The sequence below is a fragment of the Veillonella sp. 3_1_44 genome, assembly GCF_000163715.1.
Classification (GTDB): Bacteria; Bacillota; Negativicutes; order Veillonellales; family Veillonellaceae; genus Veillonella; species Veillonella parvula_A.
Genome location: NZ_GG770199.1, coordinates 408474 through 423000 on the forward strand (window position 1 = coordinate 408474; position 14527 = coordinate 423000).

A 14527-nucleotide genomic window follows, 5' to 3' on the forward strand; every position below is an offset into this window, starting at 1 on the left:
AGGATATTATGTGGATACAGTGGGACGATATGAAGGGGCGATAAAAGAGTATATTCGCAATCAACTACAAGAAGATATAGCACAAGATACATTAAACTTTAAAGAGTATACCGACCCGTTTACGGGTGAGCCGGTAAAATAGGCAAAAGAAAAGCCCCCGAGTAGGGGGCAGCCAGTGGTAATAGAGTGGTTGTCAGATCATTCAATGCCCTCTTTAGAGGGCCATCACTAGAGAAAGACCCTTATAGGGTCAGAGCAAACCACCCGTTCTACGGGTGGTTATGATTATTTTGATAGTCAATAGAGAGTTTAAACTGTAAAACCACCTACCAAAGATAATCAATTTATCTTCGATAGGTGGTTTATTCTATTCACCCTTAGCAATGCGATCTAAGAGTTCAATATAAGTTTCTTTATTTAAGGCTGGAGTAAAGTTATCTAATACATCTTTAGCACCTGCTGCATCATCGTATAGTAAGTCTACGATTGTCATAGCCAAGGCTTGTGCTGTTTTAATGTACGCTACATCAGGTACAGAGATTTCATATTCCGCACTGTGTAGTACACCACTGATACAACCAACCCATGGATGGATGACCGGCATCAGGTGAGATACGTCCCCCATGTCTGTACTAGCTGTTATATGTGGACCTTGGTATACATTGGCTTCACCAAAGATAGGATTTGAATTTTCTCGTAAAAGAGTATTCATACATTCATCATTACGCATCGGTAAATAACCAGGTAGGTCATGGATAACACATGTGGCCCCTACTGCATCGCCACCGGCTTTTAATGCTCGGTTCACACGATGGTTACCATCTACAATAGCTTCAATATTAGAGGCGCGTACGTAACTTTCAACTTGAACATAATCAGGCACACAGTTTACCAATGTACCGCCTTGATTAATGATTGGGTGGAATCTGAAATAATCGCTTTCTTTGAAAGTTTCACGAATGGAGTTAACCCCCATAACCCCCATCAAAGCAGCATTAAGAGCATTGATGCCTTCATGGGGTGCTTGGGCCGCATGAGCCACCTTACCATGATACTCAATCAGTTTAGATACGAAACCATTGGAGGTGCTGCCTAGCCCCATTTCACCAGCTGGAGTTTTAGCTGTCTCCACATGCATTTGCATAGCCATATCAATATCGTCGAAGACTCCTTCATAGATGAGCTGTTGCTTACCACCCATATATTTAAGCTTACCTTGCTCACGCAATTTATTGCGGTAATCAATTTCAATCATTTCCTCTGCTGGGACAGCAAATAATACGACATCCCCAGCGAGTTGATCCATCACAGCTTGTAGGCCCATAGCGACAGCAAACATATTTGTAATTTGTACATTATGACCACAGCAATGAGCGGCGCCTGTTAAATCATCGGCACGAGGATGGCGAGGACAGAGAATGGCATCTAATTCCCCCACCATTGCAACCGTATATTTGCTATCACGGCCTTTCATTCTACCTTTTACACCTGTCAGTGCATGACCAGTAGTATAAGAAATGCCAAGTTCATCAAACATATCTTGAACCTTTTTAGAGGTTTTTACCTCTTTAAAACCCAACTCAGGTTCAGCCATAATAGATTCAGCCAATTCTCGTAAACATGGTTGTGCATTAACAATAGCTTCACATACGCGTTGTTTTACTTCTTCCTTTGTCATACGGCTCATAATATCTCCTTTATAAAATCGACCGTATAAAATACGGTCGATCATGATATATAGATATCTTCTAAAATATAAATCTATATGTATATCTTAACATAGTTTAGACATCTAACATTATGATTTAGTATTAAATTAAACCTTCTAAATGAAGTACTAATTGGGCTAATGCTGTTGCACAGATGAAAGTACCTGCTGTTACAGCTAATGCAACAGGAATAATGCGCCAAGACAATCGACGGAAAGCGCCTAGGTCTTTACCCAAGGATAAACCTGCATACGCAAGTACTGGTGTTGTTGTAGCAAGGAATGTAACTTGGCTAGTTTTAGCTATAATCCATTCTTGGCCAGGCATACCTGGTAATGATGCAATAACACCAACTAAAGATACCCAGAATACCATAGGTAATTTATTAGTATATGGCAAGTTAGAGATTAAAGCACCAATTGTAGCAAGAACTGCCAAGATAGCTACGCCAACTAAACTATCGCTAAATAGATGTTTACCATCCATTACGTTACCTACTGCAGTGATGATAGCAGCGATACAAATAACGATGACAAATTGTGTTAATTTTTCACTTTTACTCATGATTTGCTGCCTCCTCTGCTAAGTCTTGTTCACGGGTACGGCCTGTAAAGAAGTTGTATGTTTTCTCCATAACTGGTAACGAAACAAATAGGCCAAAGTATACGCCTAGAACGGTAGTCAACAAGTTTGCAGCCCCAGCAAGAGCCATAATTTGTTGTTCATAATCTGGATATACTGCAATGATTGGAGCTGTAGCTGCCGCCATCATACTAGCACTACCTACGCCAGCGCCCATAGCTAATGCCAATGGATGAAACCAACCAGATTGTGCCAACATGCCAGCCAATACGGAGGACCACATAGCACCGATAAGAACGCCACAGATGTACATGCCCATAACGCCACGACCCTCAGGAGAGCTAAAGCCAAATTTGTCGATAATAATTGCTACGTTCGGCTCACGGTCTACAGAGTAACAAGCACCTACTGCTTCTCGACGCATACCTACTAACAAAGCTATAGGTAAACCGAATACAATCGTACCAAAGAAATGACCAAACTCTTGTAATAACAATGCCCAGCCAGCACTTGTAAGAATACCAAGATTTGGACCAATACCAAGTCCTACTTTTACCATTAAGATCATAACGGCAATACCGATATAATCGGCAGATTTTTCCATCTGTTTAATCGTAAGAATTTTAAACTTAGGAATAGAAATTAATAAACCTAGAATCAATGTGTACAATAATGGCAACAATACAACAGGACCTAGTTTTTTTATGCCTATAAATTCAGCGACTACAGTTAGTACGAGCGCTAGAAAATGTATTTTGAGATTTCCCAAAAGCTACATAATGACCTCCTATAAAAACATATAATATAACATTGTTATATTATAAATAATTGTTATTAAAAGTGTCAACTACAGATGTACATATGTCTATTAGTATTATATTTTTTCATATGTAACCATAAATATAGAAAAAGCACCAATACTATGATTGATGCTTTTCACATTAAATTATAGAGTTTAAAAACTTAACGCTTTGTAATGGCTTACCTATTTCTTGCTCACAATAAGAGAATAAAAGCTTCTCAAATTCCTTCCATATTGTTTTCGGAAGTTCTAAAGGCGTATCTTCACCCCACTGGTAAGCGAGAATCTGAGGTAATGCGGCTTTCACAGAACGAGAAATACTAAGATTCGTCGTTTCTCGTACCTGCAACCAAAATGGATCGATTCCATCTTGCTGTGTAAAAGCATTAGCACTTGGCACAATTCCTGCGAGGGATAATAATTGCCATCCAAGCATAATCGTTCCCAATTGTACATTGCGACGACGAATTTGCTTTGAGTAATTTACTACCGTATCAAAGACCTTACGGTCTACGTCATACATGGCAAATAACTCTTGAATGAGCTCACTCGCTACCGCTGCATAAGCAATATTATCGAGGTTTACATCTAAGGATTCCACCACATAGGATCCATCAATTTGCGTCACATTTACATACTCCCCATCAGGCACGACTGTAATATACATAGCACTGAATGGACGTAAATAGGAACTGTTACGCATGGTCATCATACGCTTATGTGGAATCGATGCTTTAATAAGTCCCAAGCTAGGCGTAATAAATGTAAATACGGAATACAACTTATACTTTTTTCGACTAATAACGATGGCTGGCGTATTAAAACCACCATTAAGCTTCTTCATTTTCTTCTTCCGTTGGTTCCTCTACTGGTATAGGTGTTACTTTAATGCGAGAGATACGATATCCTTGCATTTGCGTAACTTCAAAGGTATAACCATGAGCATCCACCGTATCACCTACGATTGGTGTACGTTCTAATAAACCAAAGACATAGCCACCAATTGTATCAGAATCAGAATTATCAATTTCAATATTCATAATCTCTTCTACTTCGTCTACAAGGACCTTGCCATCAAACTCGAAGGAACCATCTGCATAGGACATCGTAGCTGGTAAATGCGGCTCATGCTCGTCTTGGATATCTCCAACCAACTCTTCTATAATATCTTCTAAGCCTACAAGACCTACCATGCCACCATATTCATCTACTACTACAGCTAGATAAATACGGCGCGTTCTCATATATTGCAACAAGGTAGATAATTTCATTACCTCTGGAACAGTAAGAATATCTCGTTTAATATTGCGCAAATCCTTACGGGCTTGATTAGGGCGTTCCATTAAATCTTTAATATGAACGAGGCCAATAATGTGATCCTTATCCTCTACACAGAGTGGATAACGTGTATGTACTTTAGAGCGGATAACCTTCATAGCTTCATCGTAACCATCTTCTACGAATACGCAGTCTACGTCTTGACGAGGCACCATAACCTCTTTCGCCATGCGATCTACAAAGTTAAAGACATTATCGATTAACTCAGACTCTACTTGGTCCAATTGCCCTTCCTCGTGGCTTCGAGAAATCATCATGCGAATTTCTTCCTCTGAGTACACAAGGTCAAGCTCTGTTAAATATTTTGTTTTGTAAAAGCCTAAAATAACATTGGAGATTTTACTAGCAATCCAAATAAATGGATACACCAATTTACCTGCAGCCACTACGATACGGCTATAGGTATTTACATATTTTGTAGGGAAGGATAAGCCCAATGCTTTAGGTACAATTTCACCGAAAATTAGGACAATTAAGCTAATTAATAGTAATAGAATAATATCTAACACTAAATGCATCCAAGTACTATGAATGTTAAGAACCGCCACTATACGATCAACAATATTATCGAATACAAAAGTACCTGTGCCTGCAAGGGCCAAAATAAAGAATAGAATCAAAAACTGTGTAGTATTTAAAAAATACTCAGGATTTTGATAAAGCTTTAATAAAAATTCTCTATCCTTCTCCAAGAGGATGTCCATATCCTCTACATGTTCTTTACGAAGGCGTGCAAAAGAGAACTTTGCAACCACAAAAAAGTTAATTAAAAAAATACATAACAGACCAAACCCTATGGGTAACAGGCCATCTACACTATCCATCTTTATTCCTTTCATATGAATATGGAAACACTTATTTCTTTTTATTATATCAAATTATTTTCTATAACCAAGTTCAGATAACATACCAGATTTATTTCGCCAATCTTTTTTTACTTTAACCCAAAGGTCCAAGTACACCTTTGTAGCTAATAGCTTTTGAATGTCTGCGCGCGCTTCAGCGCCAAGTTGTTTTAACAAAGCACCTTTTTTACCGATGATAATACCCTTTTGCGAGTCTCTTTCACAGTAGATTGTAGCGCGGATATAGGTAGTACCATCATCACGTGTTTTCATTTCATCTACGTCTACAGCGATAGCATGAGGAATCTCATCTCGTGTAGCTAACAAGATTTTTTCACGAACGATATCGGAAATAATAAGGCGTTCCGGTTGATCCGTAATCATATCTTCTGGGAAATATTGCGGACCTTCCGGCAATGTTTCTTCTAGAACCTTAAGAATTTCAGATAAGTTTTCTTTATCTTTTGCAGAAATAGGAATTACACCTGCAAAAGGATATGCATCTTGATAAAAAACGATTGCTTCTAAAAGTTCTTCTTTTTTGAGTGTATCAATTTTGTTGACTACCAAAAATACAGGAACCTTTACACGTTTCAATTGTTCAATAATAAAATTATCCCCAGGACCACGTTTTTCATTGCCTGCTACGACAAATAAAACGGCTTCCGTTTCTTTTAAGGACTCAATAGCAGCATCTACCATGAATTCGCCTAACTTGTGCTTAGGTTTATGCACACCAGGTGTATCCATAAATACGATTTGTTTGGATTCATCCGTATATACACAAATGATACGGTTACGCGTTGTTTGAGCCTTATCGGATACGATAGCAATCTTATCGCCAATAAGAGCGTTGATTAAGGTAGATTTACCCACATTAGGGCGGCCTACAACGGCAACAAAGCCTGATTTAAAATGTTCGTTCTTATTCATTATATGGTGCATCCTCCCGCACATAACCCAAATTACCTAGGATAAATTCTTCCTCTGTGCGCATCTCTTTTTTATCTTCGTCGTTCATATGGTCATAACCTAAAATATGTAAGCAACTGTGAGTCGTTAAATATGCTAATTCCCGTTCAAAACTATGTCCATATTCAATAGCTTGTTCACGAGTACGCTCTAAGGAAATAATCATATCACCAAGTAAGTGATGTTCCTCTTCACTACCTTCGTAATCATCCCCTTCATTGAGGGCAAAGGACAATACATCCGTTGGTCTATCGATGCCTCGATATTCCTTATTAAGCTCATGAATTTTAGCATTATTGCAGAGTAAAATACTCATTTCATCTTCATCGAGGCCATATACGCGACTCACTTCATCGCAGACCTTGCGTATAACAGCCTCAATATTGGAATCCTCTTGAATTCCTTCATCATAGCTAATGTGTATATACATGCTTATCCTTTCGCTACATTCTCTTTGGATACTGCGTTAGATTCTGTAGTCTCACCAGCTAACTTACGTTCGTGATATGCATCGTAAGCTTTTACAATGCGACCTACTAAATCGTGACGAACAACGTCTTGATCGCTAAAGTAAACCATATTAATACCATGCACATGACGCAATACCTTTTCAGCCTCGCCGAGGCCAGACACAACACGTGGAGGTAAGTCAATTTGTGTCTTATCACCGTTGACTACCATTTTAGAGTTGTTACCTAGACGAGTTAGGAACATTTTCATCTGCTCTGCCGTCGTATTTTGAGCCTCATCGAGAATGACGAAGGCATTTTCCAATGTACGGCCACGCATATACGCTAGTGGTGCTACCTCGATAGTACCACGTTCCATAAAACGTTGTACTTGCTCGATACCAAACATTTCATGTAATGCATCATAAAGAGGTCTTAAATAAGGATCAACCTTGTCTTGTAATTCACCAGGTAGGAAGCCTAACCGTTCACCAGCCTCTACAGCAGGACGAGTCAAAATAATTTTATCTACATTGCGGTTTTTTAAATAGAATGCAGCTAACGCTACGGCTAGGAATGTTTTACCTGTACCAGCAGGACCAATACCAAAAGTAATGGTATTTTTTCGGATACTATCTACATAGTATTTTTGACCTTCCGTTTTAGGCGTAATATTTTTACCGCGCATATTAACGGATAAAGTATCCTTAAACATAGTATGTACGGCATCAGCTTTACCATTAGCCACGAGTTTGGCTGCAATACGCACTTGAGACTCAGTTATGGTACTACCTTCACGGTAAAGAAATACTAGTTCTTCTAAAGTGCGATAAAGAGCCTCTACGTGTTTTTCATCACCCTTTATAACTACCGTATCACCTCGTGCCACTACATCTGCAGAGATGACTTCAAGCATCATATGCAGATATCGATTATGTTGACCTAGTATGGATTGTGCTAGGTCATATGTAGGAAATGTAAATACTTGTTCGCTCATACAACCTCCTAATCTATAAATTTACGAACTGCTTTACCATTTAGGTAATCACAGAGATCACCTTGATGAGCATCTAGTTCGTCTAGTTTATCATCAATTAAATCTTGTACGCGCCACCAACCCATAGACCAGTTTGTAAAAAGCGTATTATCTTCAGGTGCTCTCCCTACAAGACGCTGCAATACAATGTCAGGATGTAAATGACGTACAAAATTAACAACCCGATCAGCATATTCTTCCGCACTAATTAAAGTAAACTGCCCCTCTTGATACCACTTGGCCATCAATGTATCTTTTACAATATACAAAGCATGTAGTTTCACTTGATCAACACCGAGTGCAGATAAAATACGAGCCCCTTCGATTGTATCCTTCATTGTATCCCATGGTAAATTAACTATCATATGAGTAGTTATGTTAAATCCATATCGCTTAATCCGTAATACGGCATCAATAAACTGTGCTAAATCATGACCGCGATTAATTTTCTCTAATGTATCATAGTTAACCGTTTGAAGACCTAGCTCAATATAGATATCCTTATGAAAGCGATCCCTAATATCAGCTAATATCTCAAGATATTCATCGGCAATACAATCGGGTCTTGTTGCAATAGCAATGCCCACGGCTTCATCGATACAACCTTGTTCAATATAGCTTTTAAAATCATCAAGATTCAAGTAGGTATTACTAAAGTTTTGGTAATAAGGGATGAACTTCTTTGCTTTATATTTAGGTCCTATGTGAGCAATGTTTTCCTCTAATTGCATGCGCACAGTCATCCAGGCAGGACGATTTTCGTAGCCCGCGCCAATTTCACCACAAAAAGTACAGCCTCCAACACCAGCCGAACCATCTCGGTTTGGACAGGTCAAGGGTAGTGCTACAGGTAATTTATAAACCTTTTCCCCATATGTTTCTTTATAATATTTAGATACCATGCGGTATCGTTTTGGTCTCGTTGTATCGGTCATAACACTCCTATTAAACTAACCAATCATCGCTTATTATGTAATATTTCAACTATCATAAATTCTCTAATCTTTTGATTATAAAAAATTAGATAAACTATTTTTATATTACTAACAAGCCTCTACATCAGGACGTATAAAAGGTTTTACCTCTTTATTTACGTCGATTACAACTGTAAAAGGTACATTTGGTACATTCTCTATACCTAACACTTTAGCCGTATCTTCAGACATAGGCATTTCTACATATTGTTGGCGAATTTTGCGCCACTCTTTAAATGTATAGTTAGGGATATACTGAGATGCAATTTCTTCATTGCGCCAGAATGCTTCCCCTTCTTGTAAAAGTTCTTTTGTCTGTTTTGGTAAACCTACGGCTTCACTGCGGACCTTACCACGATAGCTAACGAGTGTATCATATTGTAATAATTCGGCAGCTACTGTATCACCTTTAGACAAGAAAAAATTGTATAAGAACTCTATTTGATCTATATCTTTCAAATTAATCTTATGATTACCTGCATCGAGCCAAGCTTGTGTCATGTCACAAAAATAAGAAAAGGCATCGTTTTTTGTCTCCACTTTAGAAGGATCATACTTTTTCATAAATGGTACATGATTAGTTTCTGTATCTTCCCCAGTTATAGATGTATCAGTATGTTCTTTTATAAGCTTACTACCAATATAGCCAAACACAGTTCTAAATCGTTCACTATTATAAAAGCGTTCAAAGACATCTTCAAAGTGTTTTAAGAAGCGTATATCTCTATAAGGGAGCACGTGAGTACTTAATACCTCATATGGCGCTAAGGGATCACTAATATATTGATACTCCTCCATACGGCGTACACCAGAACCTTTTAACAGTTTTAAAAATCCAATTTGTAACGCATGTGGCTGTAAACTAAAAAGATCATTAAAGGATAATCCAAACCGCTGTTTATTCTCGTAAGGCAGGCCTACAATTAAATCCATGTGCACATGAGTTCGGCCTGCTTCAATAATAGGGCGAATAGCCTTTTGAATATACGGCCAATCATTATATCGATTAATAGCATCTAAGGTTTTCTTATGTGTACTTTGAACCCCTACCTCAATTTGAATACGGCCTGGTGGTGTTTCACAGAGAATATTTGTTTCCCATTCCGTCATTAGCTCTGGTTCCATTTCTAGATGGAAATTCGTCTCCGTATCGGCATCACACATGAATTCCATCATAGGTCGATGATGATGTGGCGCACAGTTAAAAGTTCTATCAACAAATTTAACTTGTTTTACCTTATGATCGATAAACCACTGTAGTTCTTTAAAAGTTCTTTCCTGCGGGAAAAAGCGAACTGTATTTTTATTGCCAGATAAACAGTACTGACAAGAGAATGGGCACCCTCGAGAGGATTCATAGTAGATGATTTTATGTTCTAAATCTATCATATCCTCTTCTACATATGGGAATGGTATAGTACTCAGATCTTTTACCTCCACCGTATCAGTAGAGCCCAGGAGTCGGCCAGAAATGTGGCGACCACGTACGCCAGGAATCTGCTCTTCTAAGCCATCCTTGCCAGCGATTAGTGCACTAATAAGTTGATAAAAAGCTTCTTCCCCCTCACCTTGTACGACATAGTCCACAGCAACACAACGATTTAAGATTTCATCGGCTGTGAAAGACACCTCCGGCCCACCTAAAATAATTTTAATATCTGGTCGCACAGCTTTCACCATGTCTACTACATGTAAAGTCATCTCAATATTCCAGATATAACAAGCAAAGCCCAATACATCTATATTGCGCTCTGTAATATCGCTAAGAATATGTAAAACAGGCATATTAATAGTATATTCTACTATATCGTATGCCTGTCCGTGAGCCTGCCCATACGCTTTGAGATAACGCAAAGCCAGAGAAGAATGTATAAATTTTGAGTTTAATGTGGATAAAACTACGTTCATAGGTCCCCTTTATATCATCGAATGGCTCAGCCACCGTCTAGTCATAATACACATATTATACCATTAAAAGAGCCCAAAGATAAAGGAAACAATAGCACCCACTAAAATGACAACCCCTACTACAGAGAGGATAATGCCACCGAAGAATACAACAGCTGCTAAAACAACAGCTAATATGATAATCAAAATGATGCGACTAAGCCAGCTTGTACTATTAAAGCTATACACCTTAACATGAGGGCCATATTGATTGTACTCTTCACTGCGTTGATACTCTTCATTCATATTACTAGGTGTAGAGTCCACATGAACAGAGTCTCCTACCTCTTCAATAGTTACACCATCAAAGTCACGGCGTTCATCATCAGATAATACTCGTGTATTTGGCTCTCCGAAGTGAGCATTACTACCAAAGCTATCGCTACGTTCATTATTTCTATATGTATTTTGATTGTTATTTGTATTGTGTTGATCAGACATCGTTACGTCCTTTATATGACCAAAAGAATAATTAATTTTATACAACTTATTATATCATATTTTTCTGATAAAAATGCAAATAAATATCCCCTATAGATATAAATTCATATATCTATAGGGGATATTTTTGTTTGTATTACTTTATGTGACTATAGGCTAACGGGCAAATTAGTCTTTCAAGTATTTTTGAAGCAATTGATTTACCATACCTGGGTTAGCACGGCCTTTAGATTCTTTCATAACTTGACCTACTAAGAAACCAATAGCCTTACCATTGCCACCTTTGAAATCTGCCACTGGTTGTGGATTATTAGCAATAACTTGCTTAACGATTTCTTCAATAGCACCAGTATCTGTGATTTGAACAAGACCTTCTTCTTTTACGATAGTATCAGCATCCTTGCCGGATTCCCACATAGATACGATAACTTTTTTCGCAATTTTACCAGAGATTGTACCTTTATCGATAAGAGCAATCATACCAGCCAAGTTTTCTGGGCTTACTTTAGATTCAGCGAATGTTAAACCACTTTCATTAATCATCTTGGACAAGTCACCAAGCATCCAGTTAGCCACAGTCTTAGCATCTGCACCTGCTTTTACAGTAGCATCTAAGAAATCTGCAGTTTTACGAGATACAGTAAGGATTGTTGCGTCTTCACGAGACAAACCATATTCAGATACAAAGCGTTCAATCTTAGCATCTTGCAATTCAGGCAACGCACGACGTACTTCTTCGATTTTTTCGTCCGTAATCACAATTGGTACCAAGTCTGGTTCAGGGAAGTAACGGTAATCGTTTTCTTCATCTTTCTTACGCATACCAATAGTAATGCCTTGAGCATCATCCCAAGTACGTGTTTCTTGATCTACTTTACCGCCAGCTTCGATCAACTTAGCTTGACGCAAGGCTTCGTATTCAACAACCTTTTGAATAGCTGTTAAGGAGTTAACGTTCTTTGTTTCTGTACGTGTACCAAACTCTTTAGTACCACGCAAACGTACGGATACGTTACAATCACCACGTAAGGAGCCTTCTTCCATACGACCGTCAGATACTTCTAAGTATTGCAAGATGGAACGTAGTTTTTCAACATATGCTCTCGCTTCTGCACCAGAACGAATATCTGGTTCAGATACGATTTCAAGAAGAGGAACACCTGTACGGTTGTAGTCAACGTTAGAAGATTTAGAATCGGAAATAGTGTTACCACTGTGAACGAGTTTACCTGCATCTTCTTCCATATGAATACGCGTAATACCAATGCGTTTAGTTTCACCATTTACTTCAATGTCCAAATGACCATTTAAGCAAATTGGCAAATCATATTGAGATGTTTGATAGTTTTTAGGCAAATCAGGATAGTAGTAGTTTTTACGGTCAAATTTATTAAAGTTTAGGATTTCACAATTCAATGCTAAACCAACTTTGATAGCAAATTCTACTACTTGTTTATTTAACACAGGCATAGCACCAGGTAAGCCAAGGCATACTGGGCATACATGTGTATTTTGATCGCCGCCGAATTCAGTGGTACAACCACAGAAGATTTTAGACTTAGTCTTAAGCTCTGTATGAACCTCTAAACCAACGACTGTTTCGTATTTACTACTCATAGAGAAACCTCCCCAGTTGGTGCTACTAATTGACAGTCCGGACGTGCTTGTTCAAATGTGAAAGCAGCACGTAATAATGTTTCTTCACCCATAGCAGGGCCAAGTAATTGTAAGCCAATTGGCAAATTATTGCTACTCATACCTGCTGGGATGCTAATACCTGGAATACCTGCAAGATTTGCTGGTACTGTACAGATATCTTCTAAGTACATTGCCAATGGATCATTAGCTTTTTCACCAAATTTGTAGGATGTATTAGGTGCAGTTGGTGTCAAAATCAAATCCACCTTGGAGAATGCTTCGTCAAATTCGTTTTTAATAAGGCGACGAACTTTCAATGCTTTCAAATAATAAGCATCATAGTAACCAGCGCTCAATACATAGGTACCTAACAAGATACGGCGTTGTACTTCAGGACCAAAACCTTCTGTCCGAGTTTTAGTAGACATATCTACTAAATTATCTGCAGGTACACGCATACCATAGCTTACACCGTCATAACGAGCCAAGTTGGAGCTAGCTTCTGCCAATGCGATGATATAGTATGCAGACAATGCATATTTAGAATTAGGCAAGGAAACCTCAACGATTTCAGCACCTAATTTTTTGTATGTTTCGATAGCTTCTTCCACAGCTTTACGAACTTCGCTATTGAGACCTTCACCAAAGAATTCTTTTGGTACACCAATTTTTAGATTTTTTACATCATTTACAAGTGCTGTAGTGTAGTCTACACGAGTGCCTGGAATGGACGTTGAATCTTTAGCATCGTGACCAGAGATTGCATTTAATACTAAAGCGGCATCAGTTACATCTCGAGTAACAGGTCCAATTTGATCCAAAGAGGATGCGAAAGCAATTAAGCCATAGCGAGATACATTACCGTATGTTGGTTTTAAGCCTACAACGCCACAGAAGGATGCTGGTTGGCGAATAGACCCACCTGTATCAGAGCCAAGAGCCCAAATAGCAGACCCGCTGGATACAGCTGCTGCACTACCGCCAGAAGAACCGCCTGGTACGCAATCAGCATTCCAAGGATTAGATGTTTTAGCTAATGCAGAGTTCTCTGTAGAGCCACCCATAGCAAATTCATCCATATTAAGTTTACCAAGACTAATGTAATGATTGTCTTGTAAACGTTCAATAACTGATGCATTGTATGGAGGCACAAAGTTTTCCAACATTTTAGATGCACATGTTGCAGGTTCATCTTTAATACAAATATTATCTTTAATTGCACCAGGAATACCTGCCAATGGGGAAATAGCATCACCTTTAGCAATTGCTTCATCTACAAGCTTAGCTGTAGCCAAAGCACGATCATGAGAATCGGATAAGTACGCATGTACAGTCGGTTCCACTTTCGCTTTATGTGCAATAACAGCATTCGTCAATTCAACAGCGCTGATTTCTTTATTCACTAGTTTCTTGTGTAATTCATGAATTGTTGCCACAGCGAAACCTCCTATTCTTGTACAACGCGAGGTACTTTAAAGTACCCATCCTCTGCTTCTGGCGCATTGGATAAAGCTAAATCATGATCAAGGGATGGTTTTGTTTCATCCTCTCTAAATACATTGTGCAATGGTACTGCATGAGCCATAGGCTCCACACCATCAAGTTCTAATGCATCTAGTTCAGCAACATAAGTCAAGATGTCGGACAACTCTTTTTCTACATGTGCCATATGTTCTTCCTTAACTTCCAAGCGTGAAAGTAAGGCGATTTTTTTAATTTCCTCTTGGCTAATTTTCATCGAGACACATCCTTTCATAATTATTTATTATAAAGCAAATAATATATATTTTCAAA

14 protein-coding genes and 1 pseudogene are annotated in these 14527 nt (G+C 38.5%); 1 reads left to right on the forward strand and 14 read right to left on the reverse strand.

Annotation, left to right across the window (positions count from 1 at the left end):
• Nucleotides 1-142: pseudogene (locus HMPREF0873_RS09850) on the forward strand (IS200/IS605 family transposase); the annotation flags it as partial.
• Nucleotides 143-367: 225 nt separating this feature from the next.
• Here the strand turns inward: HMPREF0873_RS09850 and HMPREF0873_RS01900 are convergent.
• The 14 genes from HMPREF0873_RS01900 to gatC form a co-directional block, all read right to left on the reverse strand.
• Nucleotides 368-1687 carry an amidohydrolase gene (locus HMPREF0873_RS01900; RefSeq protein ID WP_008713995.1) on the reverse strand — a complete coding sequence of 440 codons (1320 nt, stop codon included), beginning with the start codon at nucleotides 1685-1687 and terminating at the stop codon, nucleotides 368-370.
• Between the two features lie 124 nt (nucleotides 1688-1811).
• A complete protein-coding gene (locus HMPREF0873_RS01905) occupies nucleotides 1812-2273 on the reverse strand; it encodes a hypothetical protein (RefSeq protein ID WP_038125372.1) in 462 nt (153 codons plus the stop codon).
• The gene (locus tag HMPREF0873_RS01910; protein WP_232191988.1) at nucleotides 2266-3060 is read right to left on the reverse strand and encodes a DUF3100 domain-containing protein; all 795 of its coding nucleotides are present in this window, start codon (nucleotides 3058-3060) and stop codon (nucleotides 2266-2268) included. Before HMPREF0873_RS01910 ends, HMPREF0873_RS01905 begins: the two co-directional genes overlap by 8 nt.
• A 172-nt stretch (nucleotides 3061-3232) precedes the next feature.
• Nucleotides 3233-3937, reverse strand: a complete 705-nt coding sequence (locus tag HMPREF0873_RS01915) for a DNA repair protein RecO (protein WP_008713997.1) — start codon at nucleotides 3935-3937, stop codon at nucleotides 3233-3235.
• On the reverse strand, nucleotides 3924-5255 hold the full coding sequence (locus tag HMPREF0873_RS01920; RefSeq protein WP_004695947.1) for a hemolysin family protein: 1332 nt from the start codon (nucleotides 5253-5255) through the stop codon (nucleotides 3924-3926). Before HMPREF0873_RS01920 ends, HMPREF0873_RS01915 begins: the two co-directional genes overlap by 14 nt.
• A 54-nt stretch (nucleotides 5256-5309) precedes the next feature.
• Nucleotides 5310-6209 (reverse strand): GTPase Era, encoded by a 900-nt coding sequence (gene era, locus HMPREF0873_RS01925; protein WP_038125376.1) that lies wholly within the window; start codon nucleotides 6207-6209, stop codon nucleotides 5310-5312.
• Nucleotides 6202-6678, reverse strand: a complete 477-nt coding sequence (gene ybeY / locus HMPREF0873_RS01930; RefSeq protein ID WP_008714003.1) for an rRNA maturation RNase YbeY — start codon at nucleotides 6676-6678, stop codon at nucleotides 6202-6204. Before ybeY ends, era begins: the two co-directional genes overlap by 8 nt.
• A 2-nt stretch (nucleotides 6679-6680) precedes the next feature.
• Nucleotides 6681-7694: a PhoH family protein gene (locus HMPREF0873_RS01935; protein WP_008714005.1), complete on the reverse strand. Its 1014-nt coding sequence runs from the start codon at nucleotides 7692-7694 to the stop codon at nucleotides 6681-6683.
• Nucleotides 7695-7702: 8 nt separating this feature from the next.
• Complete coding sequence (locus HMPREF0873_RS01940; RefSeq protein WP_008714007.1) at nucleotides 7703-8668, reverse strand: TIGR01212 family radical SAM protein; 966 nt, start codon at nucleotides 8666-8668, stop codon at nucleotides 7703-7705.
• Between the two features lie 108 nt (nucleotides 8669-8776).
• Nucleotides 8777-10615, reverse strand: a complete 1839-nt coding sequence (locus tag HMPREF0873_RS01945; protein WP_008714010.1) for a B12-binding domain-containing radical SAM protein — start codon at nucleotides 10613-10615, stop codon at nucleotides 8777-8779.
• 63 nt (nucleotides 10616-10678) lie between these two features.
• Entirely contained in the window at nucleotides 10679-11095 is a 417-nt protein-coding gene (locus tag HMPREF0873_RS01950) for a hypothetical protein (protein ID WP_008714012.1), read from the reverse strand.
• A 168-nt stretch (nucleotides 11096-11263) separates the two neighbouring features.
• Entirely contained in the window at nucleotides 11264-12712 is a 1449-nt protein-coding gene (gene gatB, locus HMPREF0873_RS01955) for an Asp-tRNA(Asn)/Glu-tRNA(Gln) amidotransferase subunit GatB (RefSeq protein WP_008714014.1), read from the reverse strand.
• Nucleotides 12709-14169 (reverse strand): Asp-tRNA(Asn)/Glu-tRNA(Gln) amidotransferase subunit GatA, encoded by a 1461-nt coding sequence (gene gatA, locus HMPREF0873_RS01960; RefSeq protein WP_008714016.1) that lies wholly within the window; start codon nucleotides 14167-14169, stop codon nucleotides 12709-12711. The genes gatB and gatA overlap by 4 nt, the downstream gene beginning before the upstream one ends.
• An 11-nt stretch (nucleotides 14170-14180) precedes the next feature.
• The gene (gatC, locus tag HMPREF0873_RS01965) at nucleotides 14181-14471 is read right to left on the reverse strand and encodes an Asp-tRNA(Asn)/Glu-tRNA(Gln) amidotransferase subunit GatC (protein WP_004696952.1); all 291 of its coding nucleotides are present in this window, start codon (nucleotides 14469-14471) and stop codon (nucleotides 14181-14183) included.
• Nucleotides 14472-14527 lie beyond the last annotated feature (56 nt).